The following is a 20,889-nucleotide window of genomic DNA, read 5'->3' on the forward strand; positions in this document are numbered from 1 at the left end:
TGTTGAGCGGGAACCAGGCGAGCGCATAGGCCCACACCAGCAGAGCATAAGTCCAGCCGATCGGCTCGAGCAGCCAGCCGTAGACGGCAACCAGCGTCCCGGCGACCTGCGTCGCCTCCGTGGTCCAGAACAGGTGCGGAGATCAGACATCCTTCCTTTCGATCAGGGCCAGCGCTCGTTGGCACACGTTTTCCACACTGAATCCATATTCGCGCAGCATGGCCGGCCCCGGCGCCGAAGCGCCGAAGCGTTCCACACCCAGAACGTCTCCCCGGTCACCCACGTAGCGATGCCACCCCTGGCTCACCCCGGCCTCGACCGCGAGCCGCGCCGTGATGGAGGGCGGCAACACTGCGTCGCGATACGCCTGGGATTGGGCCTCGAACAGTTCCCAGCTCGCCATGGAGACGAGGCGCACTGCGACGCCCTTTCCCTGCAGACGTTCCGCCGCGGCCACGATCAGTCCGACCTCGGAGCCGCTGGCGATCAGGGTCAGCTCGGGCTTGCCGTCCGCTAAGCCATCGCGGCCGCACCGAGTGGCATGCCCGGATGCCCGCTGTTCGCCTGTTGCACGGCGTCCACCGACAGAAACCGCACGGTGTTGATGCAAAGCTGATCGAGTAGGTCTGACATGGTCACTCCTTCTATATGTGCAACGCGCGTCAACGATCCGACAGCGCGCGGTCGACGATGGCCTGCGCCTCGCGCAGGATGTCGCGCAGATGATCTTCGCCGCGGAAACTCTCCGCGTATATTTTGTAAATGTCCTCCGTGCCGGACGGCCGTGCGGCGAACCAGCCGCTGGCGGTGATCACCTTGATGCCACCGATCGGCGCGTCGTTGCCCGGCGCGCGGTCGAGCACGTGCTCGATCTTCTCGCCGCCCAGTTGCGTGATCCGCACCTGCCGTGGCGAGAGTTTTGACAGCCTCTCTTTTTGCGCCGGCGTGGCGGGCGCCTCGACCCGGTCGTAGGCGGGCTCGCCGAACTCGCGCGTCAGCTCGCGGTAAATCTCGCCAGGATCGCGGCCCATGCGCGCCGTGATTTCGGCGGCAAGCAACGCCGGGACGATGCCGTCTTTATCCGTCGTCCAGACGCTGCCGTCACGCCGCAGGAAGGATGCCCCCGCGCTCTCTTCGCCCGCGAAGCCAAGCGAGCCATCGAGCAGACCATCCACAAACCACTTGAAACCGACCGGCACTTCATAGAGCTTCCGGCCGAGCTTCGCCGCGACGCGATTGATCATCTGACTGCTGACTACCGTCTTGCCAACCGCCGCATCCTTGCTCCACTTCGGTCGATGCTGGAACAGATAGTGGATGGCGACGGAAAGATAGTGATTGGGCGGAAGCAGGCCCGTGCTCCGGGTAACGACGCCGTGCCGGTCGTGGTCGGTGTCGCAGGCGAAGGCAATGTCGAAGCGATCCTTGAGGCCGATCAAGTTCCGCATGGCATAGGACGAGGACGGATCCATGCGAATACGTCCGTCCCAATCGAGCGTCATGAACCGGAAGGTCGGGTCGACAGCATCGTTCACAACCGTGAGATTCAAGCCATAGTGTTCGGCAATCGCGGCCCAGTAATGGACGCCGGCGCCGCCGAGTGGATCCACGCCCATACTGATGTTGGCACCACGAATCGCCTCCATGTCGATCACCTTGTCGAGCTCGTTCACATAAGCGTTGAGATAGTCGTGTCGGTGCGTCGTGGCGGCGCGCAGCGCCCGCTCGAAAGGCATTATTTTCATGCCCTGGAGGCCGCTTTCGAGAAACTCGTTGGCCCTGGCTTCGATCCAGCCGGTGACGCCGGTATCCGCCGGCCCGCCGTTGGGCGGGTTGTACTTGAAACCGCCATGGTCGGGCGGGTTGTGCGACGGCGTGATGACAATGCCGTCCGCCAGTCCTTTATCGCGTCCGTGGTTGTAAGTGAGTATCGCGTGAGAGATCACGGGGGTGGGCGTGTATTCGTCGTTCTCGGCGAGCATGACTTCCACACCATTGGCCGCCAACACTTCGAGCGCACTGGCAAACGCCGGCACGGAAAGCGCGTGCGTGTCGATACCCAGAAACAGCGGGCCATCGATACCCTGCTGTTTGCGGTACTGGCAGATGGCCTGACTGATGGCAAGCACATGCCATTCGTTGAAGTTATTTTCGAACGAGGAACCACGATGTCCCGACGTTCCGAATGCAACCCGTTGCGTGGGCACCGAGAAGTCAGGCATGTCGGTATAGTAGGCCGTGATGAGCCTGGGCACATTGACCAGCATCGCCGGCGGGGCGGGTTTCCCCGCCAAAGGATTAATTTTCATTGCGGTCACCCCCGTCCTGGTCGCGGACCAGCACAACGACGGCCCGGGACGGCACGCGATATTGCAAGGACTGCATGGGACTTTCGTTGCCGGGTTCGAGAAAGTCGAACGGGCTTTCGAGACTGGTATCGACCACCCGCCGCCACGCGTTCGTTGCGCCCTCCTGGATCTGAAAAGTCAGTTCCTCCCACCAGGCGTTGATCATCACGTAGATGTCGAGGTCATGGTGCGATGCGCCGTGCAGCGCAAAAGCGAGGCTGCGGGAATCGTAGGCCAGATCGGTAGCGTGGCCCACCCCGTACCAACGGACATCCTCGCGCCAGAACCGGCTCCGCGCCAGCGACGGATGCGCCTTGCGAAACGCGATCATCAGCTTGAAGAAGCGGATCATGTCCGCGTTTGCGTGCAGACGGCTCCAATCGATCCAACCCGCTTCGTTATCCTGATTGTAAGGGTTGTTGTTCCCGGCCTGGGTGTGCATGAACTCGTCCCCGGCGCGGAACATGGGCGTCCCGTTCGACAGGAACAACAGGCAGCAGAAGTTCTTGATCTGTTGTTTGCGCAGATTCATCACTTCGGGTGGCGCGCCCTCGTCGCCTTCCCAGCCGCAGTTCCAACTGTGGTTTTCCGCCATGCCGTCCGTATTGCCGTGGCCGTTCGCCCAGTTCCGCTTCTGGTTGTAGGCAACCAGATCGTAGAGGGTGAATCCGTCGTGCGAGGCGATATAATTGACGCTCTGATGGGGGTGATAGGCGTTCATCCGATCGTCGGGGAACAGATCGTCGCTGCCGTACAAGCGGCGCATCAGGGCCGACACCCTACCGGGATCTCCCTTTAAGAAGCGCCGGAGATCGTCCCGGTATCTGCCGTTCCACTGGCAGGTCATGATCCCCGGAAACGCCCTGCCCAGTTGATACACCCCGGCGGCGTCCCAGGGCTCGGCAATCAGACGCAGGTGCGCCAGATCCGGATCGGAGGCCATGTCGCTGAGCAGCGGCACGTCGTTGGCATTGACCGAGCCGTCCGGGTTTCGGGTAAAGAGGGAAGCGAGATCGAAGCGAAATCCGTCCACGTGCATTTCGCACGCCCAATGGCGGGCGCTGTCCATGATCATCTTGCGCACGGCGCGGTTCGCCGTATTGAGCGTGTTGCCGGTGCCGGAGAAATTTTCGTAGGGCGCGTCCGGCCGGTCCGCCATCAGATAGTAGGTGCTGTTGTCGATCCCCTTGTAGCTGTAGACCGGGCCGGTGTGATCGCCCTCGCCCGTGTGATTGTAGACAACGTCGAGGACCACCTCGATATCCGCCTGGTGCAGCGCCTTGATCATGTCGCGCACTTCGTTGTGTTGCGCCCTGACCGTGTGGTCGCTGAGATAGCCATGGTGGGGGGAGAAGAAGTTCAGCGGCATGTAGCCCCAGTAGTTGCCGTCGGAAGGGTCGTATTGGAACACCGGCATCAACTCCACCACGGTGACGCCCAGGTCCTTCAAGTACGGGATTTTCTCGATCAGGCCCGCAAATGTTCCGCGCGCTTGATCCCTGACTCCGGAATTGGGATTCCTGGTGAATCCTCCGACGTGCAGCTCGTAGATGACGGTATCGGCCTCGTGCCGGGGGCGCTGGTCGCCTTGCCAGTTGAAGCGCTCGCTGTCGCCGGTCAGGACACCCAGGAGCGCCTTGCCGGCGTTCGAACCCGGCCGGATGGCGGCGAGCCGGTCGAAAGCCGGGGGAAAGAACACGGACTTTGCATAGGGGTCGAGCAGGATTTTTTCGCGATCGAACCCGTGCCACTCGAACCGGCCATTGGGAGCGGGTCCCTCGACACTGTACGCGTAGTAGGACGCGCCCTTCATTGACGCAAGGGGTATGCGGCAATGCCAGATCCTGCCGGTTTTGTTCTTGAGGTAATCGAAGCGATAGGCCAATAACGGATTGACGATGTCGCGCTCGGAGTAGAGCAGCAACGTGACGCTCTCCGCGTGCTTCGAGTACAGCGCGAAGTTGCAGGCGTCCTCTGCTTCTATCCTGGTCGGGCCCAGGGGGAACGGCAGCCCTTCGGTGGTCGCCCATCGGGATGATGTGGTCTCTGGTAAGGTCATGTTTGCTCCTTTGTCATTTTCCATGTCGGTGACTGGTAGCGCCGTCATTGTCGCGCGTCGTTGAGCAGGCGAATGACCGGCTCATCCAGGTCATGGTCGTAACCCAGAACGCTCAGGGAAGCTGCCTCGAGATACAAGCGGCGCGCTTCCAGAGCAGGCAGTGCAATCCAGCGCGCTATGAGGATGCGTAACAGGTGGCCGTGCGCGAAGACCAGCACATCACTCTCCAGCGCACGAATCCGAGCAATGACGCGATCCACGCGCGTACTCAGCTCCGCCAATGTTTCCCCTCCCGGGCAACCGTCCTCGAACAAACGCCAGCCGGGGCGTTCGGCCCGGATGTCTGACGTGCGCCGGCCTTCGTAATCGCCGTAGTCCCATTCCATCAGATCGGGATCGATCTCTGCGGATTCTCCGAAACCTGCCAGTTCACCGGTCCGCCGTGCCCGTTGCAGCGGGCTGGTGAGCACTTTGGCGAAGGTCAAGCCCCACAGCCGCGCGCCCAGCTCCCGCGCGTCGCGCTCGCCCCGTTCGGTAAGCGGAATGTCCGTGCGGCCGGTGTGCTGTCCGCTGAGCGTCCACGCGGTCTCGCCATGCCGGACTAGATAGACTTTGGGAAGTACGCCGCTCATTTGCGCGTGGAGCCTTTCATCCCTGTTTCCTTACCACCCCATTTCCAGACGTAGATCATGTCGAGGTCGTATTTTTTGATGAGCCGGTTCAAATGCACGTAAATAAAATTTTGCCCGGGGATCGTGCCCCAGTGGCCCAGCAGCATGTGCTTCACATCCGCAAGCGTCAGCGGCCGCTTCAGCAGCGGATTGTCGTACAGATAAATCTGGCCGACCGACAGGTAGTTGGCGGCCCGCCAGTAGGGATTCATCTTGCGCAGTAGATCAGGCGACAACGGTTTGGCTGTGAGCTTAGGCTTTTTCGTCTTGATGACCATGCTCATTCTCCTTTTCAATTGGAGGGCCCTCACGCGGCTACTTTCTGGTTAGGCTGCGGGTTCGGCCGGCACCGCAGACGCTTTGGTTGGCTCTGGGGTTGCTGGCCCGCCAGGCGTCCCGGGTGCCGCTGGCTTGCCAGGCTGGCGGATGCCTGCCAATTTGGTGCGCTTCAGCAACAGCGCATTGATCGCCACGATGAGGGTGCTGCCGGACATCGACAGCGCCGCGACTTCCGGGCTCAGCACGAAGGGGTACAGGACGCCCGCAGCGAGCGGGAACGCGATCACGTTGTAGCCCACCGCCCACCACAGATTCTGGTGCATCTTTCGCACCGTGGCACGCGACAGCTCGATCGCGCCGACGATGTCGTACGGGTCGCTCTTCATCAGTACGACGTCGGCGCTTTCCATCGCGACGTCGGTGCCGGCGCCAATGGCGATTCCCACGTTGGCCTGAGTCAGCGCAGGCGCGTCGTTGACGCCATCGCCCACCATCCCTACCTTCTTCCCGGTGGCCTGCAGCTCCTTTACCTTCTCGGCCTTCTTGGCCGGCAGCACGTCGGCCAGCACGCTATCGATGCCGAGATCTGCGGCGATGCGCTTGGCCGTAGCCGCGTTGTCGCCGGTCAGCATCACCACCTCGATATTGCGTTCGCGCAGCTTGGCGACCGCAGCTTTGGAAGTGGGCCTGATCGCGTCGGCGATGGCGATCAGGCCAATCACGCGGGCGGCCTGGGCCACATGGACCACGGTGCGGCCGTCCCCCTGCAGGCGAGCGGCCTCGGCCTCCAATGGCCCGAGCGCGAGCTTTTGCGTATCCATCAGAAGCCGGTTGCCGAGGAACACCGTTCCGTCGGCAGTCTCGGCGCGCGCGCCTCTACCGTCGAGGCTTTCGAATCCGGTCGGTGCCGCGACGGTGAGGTTCTCCGCCCGGCGCAGGATGGCCTGGGCCAGCGGATGGTCGGATCCCTGCTCGACGGCGGCGGCGGCGGTCAGCAACACGTCCTCGGTGACCCCTTCCGCCGTCACCATCTCCACCACCTCCGGCTGGCCGATGGTGAGCGTGCCGGTCTTGTCGAAGATGATGACATTGAGCTTGGTGGCGTCTTCCAGCGCCGAGGCTTTTTTGAACAGGATGCCGTTCAATGCGCCCAGGCCGGTACCCACCATCACCGCCATGGGCGTGGCCAGTCCCAACGCATCCGGGCAGGCGATCACAAAGACCGTGATGGTCAGCGTTACCGCGAACAGCAGCGGCTGTCCGATCCACCAGAACCACACCGCAAAGGTCGTTAGACCGATGACGATCGCAGCAATTACCAGCCATTGCGCGGCCTTGTCCGCCAGGAGTTGCGCCGGCGCTTTCGAGTTCTGCGCCTCCTGCACCAGCTTTACGATCTGCGCCAGCGCCGTGTCGGCCCCGACCTTCGTCGCCTTGTAGCGAAAACTGCCACTCTTGTTGATGGTCGCACCGATTACCGTGGCGCCCGGCCCCTTCTGCACCGGCATCGACTCGCCGGTGAGCATGGACTCGTCGACCAGTGATTCGCCGGTCTCCACCGTGCCGTCGACCGGAATCTTGTTGCCAGGCCGGATCACGACAATCTCGCCCGCCAACACCTCCGCCGTCGGAACTTCAACCTCGGCGCCGTTGCGGATGACAGAGGCCTTCGCCGGGGCAAGGTTCATCAGCGCTGAAATGGCCGCCGAGGCACCGGCACGGGCGCGCATTTCCAGCCAGTGGCCGAGCAGGATGAAAACCAGCAGGACGGCCACGGCTTCGAAGAACTGCCCGCCCTCCTTGAAAAAGAAAGTAGTGACTACACTGAAGAGATACCCGGTGCCGACGCTCAACACGACCAGTACCGCCATGCTCAGGGTGCCGGTCTTGAGCGCGCGCCAGGCGGAGACGAAGAACGGCCAGCTCGGATAGACGACGGCGAGGGTGGCAAAGATGAGCAACCACACGTTGAGGTCCAGATCAAACGGTGGCGCGGGCGGAGTAAACAGCCCCATCGGTGAGTAGAAAAAGATCGGCACGCTGAAGACCAGGCAGATCCAGAAACGGTTACGCATGTCGCGGACCATGGCCGGCAGGTCCTTGCCGCCATGCCCCATCTCGTGCGCTATCTCCGCCGCCTTCGCGGGCGGCGCATCCGGCCCCGTGTGGCCTTCGTGGCCCTTGCCTGCGGGAGCCGCGGGCGCGACGTCGGGTGCGGCAGCGGCGTCCGGTGCGGATTTCGGCTCAGCAACAACGGGTGTTGACGGCGGCGTGCTAGGCGGCGCTTGGTCGCTTCTTCCACCACCTGCTGAAGCGGCCGGCGTGGGGGCGTCAACAGGCGCGTCGTGGGGTGGTTTCGGCTCGGCGGCTGCAGTGGTGGGCGGCGGCGCGACCGGGACCGCTTTATCCTGTTGTCCGTCGCCTGCGGACAGCTTCCCGCGTTGGTGCATGAGTACCTTGATATCGGCGACGTTGAGCAGGGTTTCGTCGTAGCGCACCGTGGCGTTTCCCGCAGCGTAATTGACTGTCGCGCTTTCGACACCCGGCACCTCGCCAATCCGCTTTTCCACTTCGTCCACGGTCAATACCGACAGCATGTCGCGCAACTCAATAACGCTCGTTTTCATCGTGCCTCCTTAACGGTCTTCGTATTCAAAATGCCTTGTTACATCTCCGATCACTTCGCAAGCGGCTATGTACCGAAGAAACTTTCTACGCGCGGTCGTATTCAGCTCGGATGCTTCCTTTCGTCGATTACGGTGCCGTTGGTGGCATCGTTACTACCCTTCGGAGGGCGGATTCCCGGGCTTGCATAGATGCTTGGGCACGAGTTCGCCGCTGCAGTGGTAGCCACACTCATGCACCTTGGCCTTGATCGTCTTGAGGTCGATCACCGTTTCGTCATAGACCACCGTCGCGCTGCCCGAGACATAATTCACTTCTGCCCGTTCGACCCCGCGCAATTTGCCCAGCTGCTTTTCCACTCCATGCGCGCTCAATGCCGACAGCATCCCGCCTACTTCAATAACGCTCGTTTTCATCGCGCCTCCTTAGTCGTCTTCATCTTTGACATGTCTCGTTGCATCCCTGGTTACTGCGGATCCAGCCGGATCAGCCGCTCATTTTTTAGATGAAGCTGGCCTTCATAGCCAACCCCCCGTGAAACCCGCTCGGCGCAAGCCGCCGACGATGTATGGGCAGTTTCGCATCAACCGCCACAAGAACCCCGTCTGATGATTTTCGATCATCAGAACAGTCGGCCCTTCATTGAGCCCGAAATGCCACGGCGATACCCAGCCGTGGGGATTGCCGGATGCAGCAGGGTAGGTCGGATTGAAGGACGCTTTGAAGCCGTAGCGGTTGGACTCTGTCAATTTAACATCATGAATACAGTAATCGAGCACGGGCAGCACAATCTCGGGCGCGAATGGCAGTGACGCCGCCACCGCCCACGGCGCGATCGTGCCGTCGTCGGGTCCGTACGGCACGCCACGGCCCACGTAATCGAAGAACTGGCGCTCGATGCCGGCTACGTTGATGGTGTCCGGACCGGGACCTTCGCTCGCGGTCAGGCCCCAGCAGTGCCCGCCGTAGTGCGCGAACTTGAGCGGGTTATCGATGGCGTACTCGTGTTGCACATAGGTCGCGCGCCGGCTGTTCTCGAAATAGTCTATGTCCTTGGCACGCATGAAAGCGTCCTGGATACCGCGAAAGTCGACCCAGATATGGGAGAGCTGGTGCGTGAATAGCGGCCCCGCATAGAGATAGTCGTATCCGTAGCAGTGTTCCCACCGGTAGGTGGCAGCCCACGCCGCATAGGCGCTCTCGGGCAGCGGATGAGTCGGCGAACCCAGCCCCAGAATGTACAGCAGCAGTGCCTCGTCGTAGCCTTCCCAGCGGTAGTTGAGGAAGCCGCTTTCAGGCTTCCAGCCGTGCGTCACGGTCGCACCCTGGTTCTGCGCCCACGGCCAATCGGCGCGGCGATAGAGCGCGTCGGCGAGGGTGCGGATCTCATGTTCTTCGGCCGTATCTGCGTCAAAGTACATACCCGCCGTCAACGCCCCCGCCAGCAGTAAAGCGCTGTCTATCGTCGACACTTCGCATTGCCAGGCGCGCCGCCCGGTCTGCATGTCAAGAAAATGGTAGTAAAACCCCTGATAGCCAGTCGCATCAGGCTCGGGGCCTTGCGGGCTGTTCCAGAAAAACCGCAGGGTCGCAAGCGTTCGTCCCACCGCGGCGCCACGCGACATGAATCCGCGCTCGACGCCCACCGGGTAAACCGCCAGCGCGAGGCCGGTGGCGGCAATACTGGCAGGCCAATCTGCTTCGGTCTTGTCGATCACCAGCCCGTTGACTGGATTCGTCTCGTGCAGAAAGTAATTAAATGATGCGCGCTGCAGCGTTTCCAGTTCAGCATCGGCGGTCAGTTTCTTGCTGCTCATGGTTCCCCCTGGCCTGCGACTCCCGGGATAACTCGCCTAGTGGTACCTAACGTTCTTCGGCTCGACCACGGCTTTCCTCGCCCGGTGTGGGCTTGTTCGGTTTGCAGCTTTTGTTCCATGACCGTCTCCTCCATCTGAGGTGGAAAAGTGAATGTCTTATGTCGTCGCCATGCTCAGGCAACGCTGGGTGTCCAGCGCGATGAGTGCTTCCTCGTCGACCGGAATGACATAGGTCGCCGGGCGGGAATCTGCTGTGGAGATCCGCGTCTCTATGCTCGGAATCACCTGATTGGTCTGGGCATCGCGCTCAAGGCCACACCAGTCCATCCCGGCGCAGATCCGGGCGCGTATCCCGGGGGCGTGCTCGCCGATACCGCCGCCGAAGACGATGGCATCAGCACCGCCGAGCACGGCGAGATAGGCGCCGAGGTATTTGCGGGCACGATGGCAGAATGCCTTGATGGCAAGGCTCGCACCGGTATGGCCCTCTGCTTCCAGCGCAAGCAGTTCCTGCATGTCAGCACTGGCACCGGACAGCCCCAGCAGGCCGGCGCGGTGATTCAGGCCATCAGACAACTCTCGCGCCGTCACGGTACCGCGCTCGAGCAGACTCAGCACAACACCAAGCAGACTGGTTGGCACGTCCGCGCCCACCCCAAACAGCTGGAACTTCAGTGAGGAGCTGCCGCTGTTCAACACAAGAATGTTATCGTCGATTTTCACATGTAAGCCGCCTCCATTAATTCACGTATTCCCAGTATTCTGCTGCTTCATTCATGGACGTTTCTCCCCCCAATCTGCGATTCCATATACCGGCCTCGTACACTCACTTTCACTCGATCTAACTGCGCACGGAAGCACGGCGCACCCTTCATCGCCCGACCTGCCCATGCGTGAAGGTCGCTTCGATCGCCCGCGCCTGTCCCGGACGGCGTAGGCGCAGCTGGATGCGGTAGATCCCTGTGCTCGGCATGCTGAAGTAGTTGCCATAGGTGGTCGTATCCGCGATGCGCATGGGTTCCAGGGTCTTCCGTTCGAGCCGCATCCCCAGTTCGCTCACCGCCGCCGTCACCTGCGCATCCTCGATGCGCCGTCCGGTGGCATTGTCGAACAGCGCCACCACCAGGTGGTTGCGGTAACGTCCCGCCGATACACCGCCGTGCATCTTGCTCTCCTCGTGTTCCCTGGCATGCCCCTGGACGATCTGGGCCGGCATCACACCCAGATAGATCGTCACGCCGTCGACGACCTGGAAGGTCTCGGGGGCATCCGTCGCTACTGCGGCGTTCAGCGCAGTCATGCCGATCACCAGCAGCAGGGTTTTCCACAAGCGTTTTACAGAGTCGGTGTGCATTTCGTGTCCTCCTGTCCAGAATCTGTCTCAAAGGGAAACGGCGTGGTTGAGGCGACGATATCAGAGTGGTCCCCCGCGGCGCGGTCCGGATACAACCTGCCCTGCCGTGCCGCCCATCGCGGTCCCCTCACCTCTTCGCGCATCTTCAGTCATACAGATCCCTCCACGTCAGCCGCAACCGATCCGGACTGCCGTCCCTAGTGGCTGCCAGAATCTGGTACACGCCGATCGTGCCCTGCTCGAACTGCAGCGCGCAGGCCGCCATGTACAGGCGCCAGAGACGATAGATGGATTCCGGCACCAGGCTCTGCGCCTCGGCCTTGCGGCTCTCGAGCCGCTCGACCCAGTGCCGCAGTGTCAGTGCGTAATGCCGCCGCAACGCCTCCACGTCGAGGATCTCGAAACCGGCGTGCTCCATGACGCGCTGCACATTGCCGACCGTGTCCAGTTCGCCATCCGGGAACACGTAGCGGTTGATGAAACGCGTGCCCACGGACTCGCCCCAGCCTTCCCGATCCTGCGTGATGCCTTGATTGAGAAACAGCCCGCCGGGCCTGAGCAGACGCCTGGCGAGGTCGAAGTAGCGCGGCAGGTTCTTGAGACCGACATGTTCGAACATGCCGACGCTAGCGATCTTGTCGTAGCGGGCTTCCCCTTGCAGCTCGCGGTAATCCCTGAGTTCCACCGTGACCCGATCATGCAACCCTTCGTCCCGAATGTTTTCCAGAGCATAGTCGTACTGGTTGCGGCTCAGGGTGATGCCGTGCGCCTGCACGCCGTAATGTTTCGCCGCCCAGCGGATCAGCGCGCCCCAGCCGCAGCCGATATCGAGCAGGCGTTCACCGGGCTTGAGTCGCAGCTTGCGGCAGATATGGTCCAGCTTGTTGCACTGTGCCTGGTCGAGACTGTCGTCCGGGGTCTCGAAATAGGCACAGGAGTAGATCATCTGCTCGTCGAGCCACAGCCGGTAGAAGGCGTTTGAGACGTCGTAATGGAAGGCGATGGCCTCGCGGCTGCCGCCTTTCGAATGAGCACGCCACGGCCGCACGGTCTGGAAACTGCGCAGTGCCGGTGCCGCATGGACGGAAGCGGATGCGCCACCGATGAACAGCGCCGCGAACAGGAAGTCCGCCTTCTCGAAGACGGACAGGTTCAGGGTCTGGAGATGGTCCCGCATTTTCAGGGCCGTATAGAGGTCACCCTCGACGTCCAACCAGCCCTGGAAGTACGCCTCGGCCAGTCGTAACGGATCACGAAACAGAATCAGGTTACGCAACAGGCGGGGCTCATGAACAATTAGGGTAACCTCAGGCGCTCCCGCCCCGAAGCTCAAGGTGACCCCATCCCACAGGCGCACCGCCAAGCTGCCCGGGTAACCGCGGAACACGCGTTGCAAGATCTGCCGGGCGCGTGCCGATGCGGTGAGTTCCATTGATGCTGCTTGACGTTGGTGCAGGACCATTGTCGAATCCTCCGCGTGGCCGGTCAGCGCACATAGGCGTCGCTGGTGTAGCGACGCAGCATGCGGTGACTGTTGAAGAACGATGCGTTCTTGGCGATGGTGCCATTCATGACCGCGATCCAGCCCGGGCGGTTGTCGTTGTACAGGGGCAACACCACTTGCTCGAGCTTGTCGTAGAGCGCGGCCGCGACCTCCTTGCCCGTGCCGTGCGGGCCTTTTGTTCACCGATCAGCGAACCTGTGGAGTACCTCTCTTCGTCAGACCGATGCGGCCATATGCCGACACTGACGCCGTGTCACTGACAAACAGCCAAGCTGTCATCCCTCTTGCGGCCGGGCCGCCAACCAGCGTTATGCATGCCACTCCCGGCCATGCCGGCACCAGACGCAGCTGCAATCGACGTGATTGCAACTCTCGTCCTTGCGCTGACTCCGGAAACGCCGACGTGCCAGCGGTGCCAATAGCCGTCTGACGAGTGAAGGGCAGTAGTAGCGATGCAACAGTTCACGAGCATCCGAACGGTTTTCCTGCTGGTGCAGCAGCCAACGATAACCGCGATTGCCCAGCAGGCCGTACAGGGCGCGGTTCACCATCGCCGCTGCCATCAACGCCCCCAGTTCCTGCCGCCAAAGCCTGTCGTAGTCGCTGCCTTCCAGCAGACTGCACGCCGCCAGCACCCCGGAGGTCATGGCCGCGCGCATCCCGAACCCCCACAGGGTGTCCTGGAAGCCCGCCTGTTCACCCACCACCGCATGCGCGCCGGAACGCGCAGTGACCGGGATGCGGAAATTTCCCACGCCGCCGTGTGGACGAGGGTCGATCATCTCCAGTCCGACCAGTCGTGCGAATGCCTCGACGGTGCGCTGCACGTAGCGTGCCTCCTGTTTGAAGCCGGTGAACATGCAGCTCTTCACCGTACCCTTGCCGCCCATGACCAGCAGATAGGCATACCCTTTAGGGGCGAGATCGTCGTCGCAGATCGCCCAGAAGCCGTCCGCCATATGCGTGTCGAAGTGATAGCCGACCGCGATGACATCGGCCGCCTTCGGGCCGGTGGCGAAGATGGCGGGACCATGCACCTGCTGGACCCGGCTGTTGAAGCGCACCTCCACCCCCAGTCCGATGGCCTGGCGCAACAACGCCGTGTCCAGCGTGTCCGGCCCGGGACCGCGTTCCACCATGTAAAACAGTGGCTCGTGGCTGTAGATGGCATACGCCTTACCCCAGGCGTCGAAGACGGTACCCTGGCGACAGGGGAGCCGCTTGAAGTCGGTGGCGACCCCCAGTTCCCGCAACACCGCCAGGGCATCCTGCCGGGTGGTCCAGTTCTCCAGTCCCTGCAGATCGCGCTTGAAGCGGTAGCCCACTTCGGCCTGTGCCTCGTGCACGATCACCGGCCGTCCCGCGCGCGCCAGGGTGATGGCGGCCGCCAGCCCGGCCGGCCCGGCCCCGGCGATTTCGATGGCGGTGTCACTCATCATTCCACTTCCTATTGCCGTGCTGTTTTCTTTGCGCTGGCGCTGCGCGCGGCAAACACGTTATAAATAGGCACCCAGACCAGCGCGAAATACCAGCCGTAGCCGTAGCTCTCGATCAGTCCCAGGAAAAAGCCCTGCCAGCTCAGCCACTCGAAACCCGGCAGTAGCGCCTGCCAGGTCTGGTACATCGCACGCGCGGGGAACAACAGATCGAACGCCACGCACAGGGTAAAGGTGATGGCCAGAAACAGACTGGAAGCGTGGCCCACCGCGACCAGAGAGATCCCCGGTTTCATGACACACCTCCCACATCGCTGCCGGTGGGCTTCAGGTACTTATCCGGGTCGGCCTCGAACTTGTCCAGGCAGTTACGGCTGCAGAAGCGGTACAGCGTGCCCTGGTGCATCTTGCCGTAGCCCTGGTCCGCCGTTACCGTCATGCCGCAGACAGGATCGGTATGCTCGCCTGCCGATCCGCCGTGGCCCGCCTGCCCGCCATGGCCTCCGTGACCATGCACCATGTGCGCCCCGCAACCGTAACGCATCATGATATAGAACAGTCCTCCGAGAATCAGAAACCATAGTAGCCCTTCCATATTCACCTCCATGACCGGTATCGATTCGCATGCACTACCAATTCTGCCCCATCAGTACTCTGGATGGCTCACCCGGCGATTCAAGCCCGATGCAATCCGCTGTTATCCGGACCGATTCCCGCCACCTCCGCAGCCGGATCGACGCCAATCTCCACCACTGTCTCACTGATATAGCGGTACGGCGGCACCACCAGGTTGGTGGGTGCGGGGACATTCTTGTAGACTCGTCCGGCAAAATCGAACTTCGAACCGTGGCATGAACAGAAGTAGCCCCCCGGCCAGTCCTGGCCGAGACCCAGTGGCCCCACTTCCGGGCGGAACGTCGGTATGCAGCCGAGATACGTGCAAATGCCGATCACCACGAACAGCTAAGGCATAGTCGAACGCATGGTTGTTCTGTTCATCGTCTTCATTGCTGACGTTCTGGCGCCTGCAGCGGGCAGCAGATGGATTCATCCCCGAATTCCGCTTCGGGGCTGAGCAGCAGCGTTGTCGGTACAAATTTGACCCCGAGTCGGCGCGCTAGTTCAGGGTTCTCGTCATAGTTGACCGCCACCGGTAGCCACTCCTCTCGCACCAGTTGGCGTACACCAACACGAACACCGGGCGCCGGGACGCGCTGGCCTCCTCAAAGGTATCGGTCCCGTACCCGCGCCAGTCGATAGCCGTGTTCTCGAGAGCGAACTCGCGCCGGATCTCATAATGCATACGGACACCCGCGGCCACCTCGGAGTGGCCGGACCCGATACCGCGCTCGCTATCGTCTTCGCCATAGAAATCCACCTCGATACGTTGTAGTGGTCCATAGAAAGCGCTCTGACAAGAACCAATCTACCTTGTCACTTCCCGAGAGCGCCAGGTTCGTATCTGTCGGTAAACCGCTGGATGAAGGGCGTCCGGAATTAGACAGACCATCATTCTACTGGCAGTGGCGATAGGAGGCCCCGAAAAGACGGGTGGAATGATTGTGCAAACTCGCTGTGCAAACGCTTCCGTTCGCACCTCGTTCTTGATCGTGGAATTTTAAAGTGAGTTATTGATATATGGTGCCCGGGGCCGGACTTGTTGATTACTAATTTATCAATACGTTAGGTTATATTCGGTGCCGTTTTTTGTACTGTAGATTTGATTTCAACATCTGAAGCCCCCTTTTTTGGGCTTATTCTTTTTCCGTCACTTTGACCTTTCCGCTATCGATCCCGGCCTTGAGTGCCAGGCTGGCGATAGAGGCAATGCCCTGCCCCATCATCTCGCACATCACCACGATCCCCTTTAAAGGATCATCATCCATGAATTCCTTGGCCTTATCGCCTACAGCAAAGCTCTGTTCCAGGCGATGAGTGATTTCGGCGTTCATTGTTCGACCATTCGCCTTTGCAGCACTCTCAATCGAATGCTTTAGCTCAAGAGAAAGCCGGATCTTCATTTGTGGGGGTTCTTTACTCATCCGCTAAAAATAAACCACAACGGTTCTTGACACAATAAACCGTGACGGTCCATACTGCCAATGAACCGCAACGGTTTATCTGAATAATTTGGAGAAGAGAAGATATGAGCAGAACCGACCCACAAGTAAAAGTAAGGCTTCCTGCTGAACTCAAGGATTACATCCAGGAGACGGCCGGAGAAAACCATAGAACCATGAATGCGGAAATCGTCTTCCGGCTGGAGCAAAGCAAAAAACAGGACAACGTCAATGAACAGCAGAAATGATGAAGGCCCAGGTGCTGGAACACCTGAGCCTTCGATGAACATCACCCAAACCACAATGTAAGGACAGTTCAATGAACAATAATACGCCACATCAGAATTTCCGCAATAGCACCAACATTCAGGTGCTGCCCAATCCGTTCGACTTCGAGACTCATAACGTCCGCATCGCCATCGGTCGCGATGGAGAGCCATGGTTCTGCGCGAAGGACGTATTTGAAACCCTTGGAATTGCCTGGAAAGGTGTTTCAGGGAGTCTGAAAAACACCCCGGAAGAGTGGCAAGGGGTCTGCTATCTTCAGACCCCTGGCGGCACTCAAGAGGCGGTTTTCCTCTCAGAACCGGCTGTCTATCAGACCGCTTTTATCTCCAGAAAGCCCGAATCCATCGCTTTCACCAAGTGGGTGTGCGAGGAGATCCTACCCGCCATCCGCAAGCAGGGCTACTACGGCGCCCTCCCCGCCGGCAACCAGGTGCAGCTCACCACGGTGATGATCAAGCTGCTGGACCCGGAGCGCACAAGCGCTCACTCGATGGCGCTTTTTTTGTGCCCGCCCGTTTTATGGCGGGTCGCATGGGGGCACCCTCGGGTGCGCCGCTCTCCGGGCGGTAGTTCCAACCCTGTGCGGCCTGCCACCCTTTCCCGATTGGAACCGGACGGTGGCAGCTCTTCAACATACCCGGAGAACTGTCATGACTAATACCACCCAGAGCTTCCAGTGGGGCGACATCGCCCTGAGCCAGGTCGCCTACGTCGACGGCATCCCCCACGCCACCCGCCAAGCCATCGGCGAGTGGCTGGAATACGCCGATTCACAGAAGGCGGTCGACAACCTTCTCGACCGAAATCCACACATCGAGCACTACTCAACACCCCTCAACCTGAGGGCCGTTGACGGCAAAATGAGGGACGTTTCGGTCTACCACCCCATCGGCTTTTTGCTGATTGTCATGGAGTCCGGCCAGCCCAAGGCGCTCGCCTGCAAGGTCGCCGTGGCTGAGTTCGTCTGGCACTTCGCCGGGCCGCACGGGGCCGACACCAAGGAGCGCAACGCCTACCTCAAGGAGATCGAGCGCCTCACCGACCGCATCGCCGGCGCAAGGAACGCCATGGTCTACCGCCAGCTGGTGCGCATGATCGAGTATTACTGCCACCTCGCTGCCTGGCCACAGCCGGATCTCACCCTGCGCACCACCGAGATCGACCAGCTCCCCCTGCCCCTCGGCGAGCAGACCCCGGCCCTGCCGGGTAAGGGGGTGTAGCATGGTTGAGCGCACAGCCCGGCCGGGCGACATCCCGGCAGACCAAGCGGCCCAGCTGCGTAGCGGGCTCGCCTACACCCGCCAGGCGCTGATCGCCGCCATCGACTCCCTCGAAGAGGACCTCCTTGACCTCGAGGACGTACGCAACATCATCCACGCGCAAATGGACACCCTCGATCGGGCCGCCCTCGGCCAGGGGGTGTGACATGACTTCTGAGCAGATGCGCAAACGCATCAACCACCAGTGCGACTGGATCGATGACCACCTGCAGGCCCTGGATGCCGCGGCTATCGGGATCGGCAAGAGCGGCCCGGAGATCCAACGGGAAGCCGCCAGCCGCCTGCTGCGGATCGTTATCGACAGCACCCAGAGCCTGGTCAGCGAGCTGCGGGAAACCGTGGATAATCTGTAAGGAGATGTAAATCGACATGAATGAACTAATCAAGATCGAAGCCCGCGAGCTGTCGGGTACCTCTATCCAGACCTGCAATGCCCGCGTGCTGTGGGAGTTTGTCGAGAGCAAGCAGCAATTCGCCGACTGGATCAAGGACCGCATCGAAGAATACGGCTTTGTCGAGGGCGAGGACTTTTACTCAATTTTGAGTAAAAGTACTGGAGGCCGGCCCCGCACTGACTACCACCTGACCCTGGACATGGCCAAGGAGCTGGCCATGATCGAGAACAACGACATCGGCCGGCAGGTGCGGCGCTATTTCATCCGCGCCGAGGCCGAGCTGCGCGCGCGCATCGAGGCGGAGTGGCATGCGCGTGAGAAGGAGTTACTGGAACAGGCCAGTCACATGCTGCCGCTGCCCGGCGTGGATAAGCGGGCGCGCGACGGGCTGCGGCTCAGGGATACACTGACCCTGCGCGATCAGAGCCGCAAGACGCTGGCGCAACTGCTGGAGGCCGACCATCCGGCGCAACGGAAGAATCTGTGGTATCTGTTCAAGCAGGTGAATGACGCGTTGGGTGTGCCGACGCCGACACTGGCTGAGATCGAGGCAGTGCAAAATCCAGGGCCGGACCATGGATTGAGATAAACGAACAGGAAGGAATAAGGGGCCGCAAGGCCCCTTTTCTGATATACCGTTACTAGTAACGATAAGCAACAATGATAGGTATCAGATGAGCGATAAGAGACACGACCACACCAAGAGAGAGCGCCAGGCCAGGTACCGGGCACGCCGGCAAGTGGAAGGCTTGGTTCTGGTGCAGTATTGGGTTCATCGATCAGATGCGGAGACCGTGGACCAACTGATCGCGCCCTACCGAGCGAATCCGGAATCCAGCAAGGCATCAACGTAGAGGGCGAGGATTGGACTATTTCATAAATTTATGAAAAAGCCCTCCGCTGGCGGCAGGCCCCGCACCGGCTAACACCTTACCCGCCGTGGACACCATTAATCCAGTAGATCATATCGCATTGATAATTATGACTTTTCATATAATCCCTGTGGCCACACGGATAAGGGATGGTTTTGAGCAGCGCCGGCCGTATTTGGTCGCTTTCTGAAAATCCGTGGGGGGTCCGGAAAAAGGTGGTTATGGTGATCAAGTCAGCAAAAGCGACGCACCCTATTGAATAATCAGGAGAATTCCGAATCGCCAAAAGGTTGTTTTCTGGTGATATGAGGGTAATCTGATTACCCTATATAGGGGTGATTATTATAAAAATATATTCCCTTTACTATCAGTACATTACAAAAAACAACCTTTGAAACCACCCTAAACCACCTTTGAAGGGTTGTTTTTTTATTCAACAACTTCAACAGGATACGTGCGGTTTTTTGGAAAATAACCCTGACCACCCTTTTCCGACGCCCCCCCGGCACATTTTTTAGTACACGAAGAGATTTCTTTAGTAAAATCAGTCCTGTACAACACGCTGCTCTAATAATAATGGAGAATCATTAATGGCCCGCCCGACCATTACTCAATGCCCTCACTGCCATTCAAACTGCACCGTTAAACGAAGCCAACAACTGTCCCCCATGTGCCGAGAAATCACCGCCGCCTGCTCGAATGTTGAGTGTGGCTGGACCGGTGTTTTCTACCAGGAGCCCGTCCGGACACTGAGTCCATCCGCCCTACCCGATCCGGCTATATCGATTCCGATATCAAGCCACATCAATACCGACAACGTTAAGAAATCGCTGCAGCAAACTGCATGAATATGCCGATTCCCTGACCGACGCTCAACCGCACCTAGCGCCAGGCCCACCCCGGGCTGGGGCTTATGTGCGGCTGCGTAAATTTCGACACTTTTAGCGGGCAGGCGCGGCGGGGGGAGAACTGCGCGCGCGCCGTGGTGGTGGGAGGCCTGGGCCTGGGCGGTGGCCGGGCTGAAGGCGTGTGCCGTGTGCGGTGGGCGTAAAAAACCCGGCGGCTGCCGGGTGTGGTTGGTGAGTGTCCGTTTTGACTATGGCCAGTTTCGGATAATCAGCTCGTTACGCTTTGCCTGGGAGCTCTTCGATACCGTGTAGGCGATGGGAACCGTTTCAATGTTCAGTCCTGCAAAGATCTCCCGCATCTCCGGGATATCATTCAGGGTGATCAGCATGTGCCCCTGGATCGATCCGGCCAGGTCGGCGATCTGCTGATACTGCTCCAGACCGAACTCCACGTCATACCCTTCGGTCCCCCAGTAAGGCGGATCCAGAAAGAACACCGTCTCCGGCTTATCATACCGTCTAATGCATTCGGCCCATGGCAGGTGCTCGATGTAGGTTCGTGCCAACCTCAAGTGGGCTTGGCTGAGATCCTCCTCTATACGCAGCAGGTTCAGCCTGGGCGGGGTACTGGCAGCCACACCGAAGGATCGGTTCTGCACCAGCCCGCCAAAGGCAGATTTCTGCAGGAAGAAGAACCGCGCCGCCCGTTGGATATCTGTCAGGGTCTCCGGGTCCACCCGCTTTGCCAGCAAGAATTCCTCCCGGCTGACCAGCGCCCAGCGGAAGTGCCTGATCAGTTCGTCCAGGTGGTACTTCACCACTCGGTACAGAGTGACCAGGTCGCTGTTGATGTCGTTAATCACCTCAACCTTGGAGGGTTCCTTCATAAAGAAGATGGCCGCACCGCCGGCGAACGGCTCGACATAAGTCTGGTGCCCGTTAATGTGGGGAAGGATATGTTTTGCGAGGCGACGCTTGCCGCCGATCCAGGGAATGATGGGTTTATGCACCTTGATACCTTTTAATTATTTAAGCGAATAAGTACAATCCACC

At 60.3% G+C, this 20,889-nt stretch carries 27 protein-coding genes and 2 pseudogenes; 8 read left to right on the top strand and 21 right to left on the bottom strand.

Annotated features, from left to right (window positions below; all coding sequences use genetic code 11):
• Positions 1 to 142 precede the first annotated feature (142 nt).
• From O9K64_RS10580 to O9K64_RS10675, 20 genes and pseudogenes are all read right to left on the bottom strand, one after another.
• Positions 143 to 499, bottom strand: a pseudogene (locus O9K64_RS10580) (transketolase-like TK C-terminal-containing protein); the annotation flags it as partial.
• A gap of 14 nt (positions 500 to 513) precedes the next feature.
• A complete protein-coding gene (locus O9K64_RS10585; RefSeq protein ID WP_275098032.1) occupies positions 514 to 633 on the bottom strand; it encodes a hypothetical protein in 120 nt (39 codons plus the stop codon).
• Positions 634 to 662: 29 nt separating this feature from the next.
• On the bottom strand, positions 663 to 2,309 hold the full coding sequence (gene pgm, locus O9K64_RS10590; protein ID WP_275098033.1) for a phosphoglucomutase (alpha-D-glucose-1,6-bisphosphate-dependent): 1,647 nt from the start codon (positions 2,307 to 2,309) through the stop codon (positions 663 to 665).
• Complete coding sequence (locus O9K64_RS10595; RefSeq protein WP_275098034.1) at positions 2,299 to 4,407, bottom strand: glycogen debranching protein; 2,109 nt, start codon at positions 4,405 to 4,407, stop codon at positions 2,299 to 2,301. The genes pgm and O9K64_RS10595 overlap by 11 nt, the downstream gene beginning before the upstream one ends.
• Before the next feature lie 44 nt (positions 4,408 to 4,451).
• Complete coding sequence (locus O9K64_RS10600) at positions 4,452 to 5,039, bottom strand: histidine phosphatase family protein (protein WP_275098035.1); 588 nt, start codon at positions 5,037 to 5,039, stop codon at positions 4,452 to 4,454.
• Positions 5,036 to 5,356, bottom strand: coding sequence for a hypothetical protein (locus O9K64_RS10605; protein ID WP_335342273.1), 321 nt, complete (start codon positions 5,354 to 5,356; stop codon positions 5,036 to 5,038). The genes O9K64_RS10600 and O9K64_RS10605 overlap by 4 nt, the downstream gene beginning before the upstream one ends.
• Before the next feature lie 48 nt (positions 5,357 to 5,404).
• A complete protein-coding gene (locus O9K64_RS10610) occupies positions 5,405 to 7,984 on the bottom strand; it encodes a heavy metal translocating P-type ATPase (RefSeq protein WP_275098036.1) in 2,580 nt (859 codons plus the stop codon).
• Positions 7,985 to 8,137: 153 nt separating this feature from the next.
• Entirely contained in the window at positions 8,138 to 8,398 is a 261-nt protein-coding gene (locus O9K64_RS10615) for a heavy-metal-associated domain-containing protein (protein ID WP_081822465.1), read from the bottom strand.
• A gap of 102 nt (positions 8,399 to 8,500) precedes the next feature.
• A complete protein-coding gene (locus tag O9K64_RS10620) occupies positions 8,501 to 9,799 on the bottom strand; it encodes a glucoamylase family protein (protein ID WP_275098037.1) in 1,299 nt (432 codons plus the stop codon).
• 156 nt (positions 9,800 to 9,955) lie between these two features.
• Positions 9,956 to 10,522: a hypothetical protein gene (locus tag O9K64_RS10625; protein WP_275098038.1), complete on the bottom strand. Its 567-nt coding sequence runs from the start codon at positions 10,520 to 10,522 to the stop codon at positions 9,956 to 9,958.
• A 148-nt stretch (positions 10,523 to 10,670) separates the two neighbouring features.
• Positions 10,671 to 11,153 (bottom strand): hypothetical protein, encoded by a 483-nt coding sequence (locus tag O9K64_RS10630; protein WP_275098039.1) that lies wholly within the window; start codon positions 11,151 to 11,153, stop codon positions 10,671 to 10,673.
• A 145-nt stretch (positions 11,154 to 11,298) separates the two neighbouring features.
• Positions 11,299 to 12,585 carry a class I SAM-dependent methyltransferase gene (locus O9K64_RS10635; RefSeq protein WP_275098040.1) on the bottom strand — a complete coding sequence of 429 codons (1,287 nt, stop codon included), beginning with the start codon at positions 12,583 to 12,585 and terminating at the stop codon, positions 11,299 to 11,301.
• A 53-nt stretch (positions 12,586 to 12,638) separates the two neighbouring features.
• Positions 12,639 to 12,770 carry a hypothetical protein gene (locus O9K64_RS10640; protein WP_275098041.1) on the bottom strand — a complete coding sequence of 44 codons (132 nt, stop codon included), beginning with the start codon at positions 12,768 to 12,770 and terminating at the stop codon, positions 12,639 to 12,641.
• Positions 12,771 to 12,965: 195 nt separating this feature from the next.
• Positions 12,966 to 14,096: an NAD(P)/FAD-dependent oxidoreductase gene (locus O9K64_RS10645; protein ID WP_275098042.1), complete on the bottom strand. Its 1,131-nt coding sequence runs from the start codon at positions 14,094 to 14,096 to the stop codon at positions 12,966 to 12,968.
• Positions 14,097 to 14,104: 8 nt separating this feature from the next.
• Positions 14,105 to 14,389 carry a DUF5676 family membrane protein gene (locus O9K64_RS10650; RefSeq protein WP_275098043.1) on the bottom strand — a complete coding sequence of 95 codons (285 nt, stop codon included), beginning with the start codon at positions 14,387 to 14,389 and terminating at the stop codon, positions 14,105 to 14,107.
• Positions 14,386 to 14,688, bottom strand: coding sequence for a YHS domain-containing protein (locus tag O9K64_RS10655; RefSeq protein WP_275098044.1), 303 nt, complete (start codon positions 14,686 to 14,688; stop codon positions 14,386 to 14,388). The genes O9K64_RS10650 and O9K64_RS10655 overlap by 4 nt, the downstream gene beginning before the upstream one ends.
• An 80-nt stretch (positions 14,689 to 14,768) precedes the next feature.
• Positions 14,769 to 15,056 (bottom strand): annotated as a pseudogene (gene petA, locus O9K64_RS10660) (ubiquinol-cytochrome c reductase iron-sulfur subunit); the annotation flags it as partial.
• Positions 15,057 to 15,097: 41 nt separating this feature from the next.
• Positions 15,098 to 15,244 (bottom strand): hypothetical protein, encoded by a 147-nt coding sequence (locus O9K64_RS10665; RefSeq protein ID WP_275098045.1) that lies wholly within the window; start codon positions 15,242 to 15,244, stop codon positions 15,098 to 15,100.
• Positions 15,211 to 15,471, bottom strand: a complete 261-nt coding sequence (locus O9K64_RS23785; protein ID WP_420493166.1) for a copper resistance protein B — start codon at positions 15,469 to 15,471, stop codon at positions 15,211 to 15,213. Before O9K64_RS23785 ends, O9K64_RS10665 begins: the two co-directional genes overlap by 34 nt.
• Before the next feature lie 376 nt (positions 15,472 to 15,847).
• Entirely contained in the window at positions 15,848 to 16,135 is a 288-nt protein-coding gene (locus O9K64_RS10675) for an Arc family DNA-binding protein (protein ID WP_275098046.1), read from the bottom strand.
• Positions 16,136 to 16,239: 104 nt separating this feature from the next.
• Between O9K64_RS10675 and O9K64_RS10680 the strand changes: the two genes are divergently transcribed.
• The 8 genes from O9K64_RS10680 (at position 16,240) to O9K64_RS23790 (ending at position 19,836) form a co-directional block, all read left to right on the top strand.
• On the top strand, positions 16,240 to 16,401 hold the full coding sequence (locus O9K64_RS10680) for an Arc family DNA-binding protein (RefSeq protein ID WP_275098047.1): 162 nt from the start codon (positions 16,240 to 16,242) through the stop codon (positions 16,399 to 16,401).
• A gap of 71 nt (positions 16,402 to 16,472) precedes the next feature.
• Positions 16,473 to 17,099 carry a Bro-N domain-containing protein gene (locus O9K64_RS10685; RefSeq protein WP_275098048.1) on the top strand — a complete coding sequence of 209 codons (627 nt, stop codon included), beginning with the start codon at positions 16,473 to 16,475 and terminating at the stop codon, positions 17,097 to 17,099.
• Positions 17,092 to 17,661 carry a hypothetical protein gene (locus tag O9K64_RS10690; RefSeq protein ID WP_275098049.1) on the top strand — a complete coding sequence of 190 codons (570 nt, stop codon included), beginning with the start codon at positions 17,092 to 17,094 and terminating at the stop codon, positions 17,659 to 17,661. The genes O9K64_RS10685 and O9K64_RS10690 overlap by 8 nt, the downstream gene beginning before the upstream one ends.
• A gap of 1 nt (position 17,662) precedes the next feature.
• Entirely contained in the window at positions 17,663 to 17,866 is a 204-nt protein-coding gene (locus O9K64_RS10695) for a hypothetical protein (RefSeq protein ID WP_275098050.1), read from the top strand.
• Position 17,867: 1 nt separating this feature from the next.
• The gene (locus O9K64_RS10700; protein ID WP_275098051.1) at positions 17,868 to 18,074 is read left to right on the top strand and encodes a hypothetical protein; all 207 of its coding nucleotides are present in this window, start codon (positions 17,868 to 17,870) and stop codon (positions 18,072 to 18,074) included.
• A 16-nt stretch (positions 18,075 to 18,090) separates the two neighbouring features.
• Entirely contained in the window at positions 18,091 to 18,705 is a 615-nt protein-coding gene (locus O9K64_RS10705; RefSeq protein ID WP_275098052.1) for an antA/AntB antirepressor family protein, read from the top strand.
• Between the two features lie 85 nt (positions 18,706 to 18,790).
• Entirely contained in the window at positions 18,791 to 18,970 is a 180-nt protein-coding gene (locus O9K64_RS10710) for a hypothetical protein (RefSeq protein WP_275098053.1), read from the top strand.
• A gap of 608 nt (positions 18,971 to 19,578) precedes the next feature.
• A complete protein-coding gene (locus tag O9K64_RS23790) occupies positions 19,579 to 19,836 on the top strand; it encodes an ogr/Delta-like zinc finger family protein (protein WP_420493167.1) in 258 nt (85 codons plus the stop codon).
• 248 nt (positions 19,837 to 20,084) lie between these two features.
• Here the strand turns inward: O9K64_RS23790 and O9K64_RS10715 are convergent, their stop codons facing one another.
• Positions 20,085 to 20,846: a DNA adenine methylase gene (locus O9K64_RS10715; RefSeq protein ID WP_275098054.1), complete on the bottom strand. Its 762-nt coding sequence runs from the start codon at positions 20,844 to 20,846 to the stop codon at positions 20,085 to 20,087.
• Positions 20,847 to 20,889: the final 43 nt, after the last annotated feature.

Origin of the sequence: Sedimenticola hydrogenitrophicus, from assembly GCF_029017505.1 — a bacterium.
GTDB classification, from domain to species: domain Bacteria; phylum Pseudomonadota; class Gammaproteobacteria; order Chromatiales; family Chromatiaceae; genus Sedimenticola; species Sedimenticola hydrogenitrophicus_A.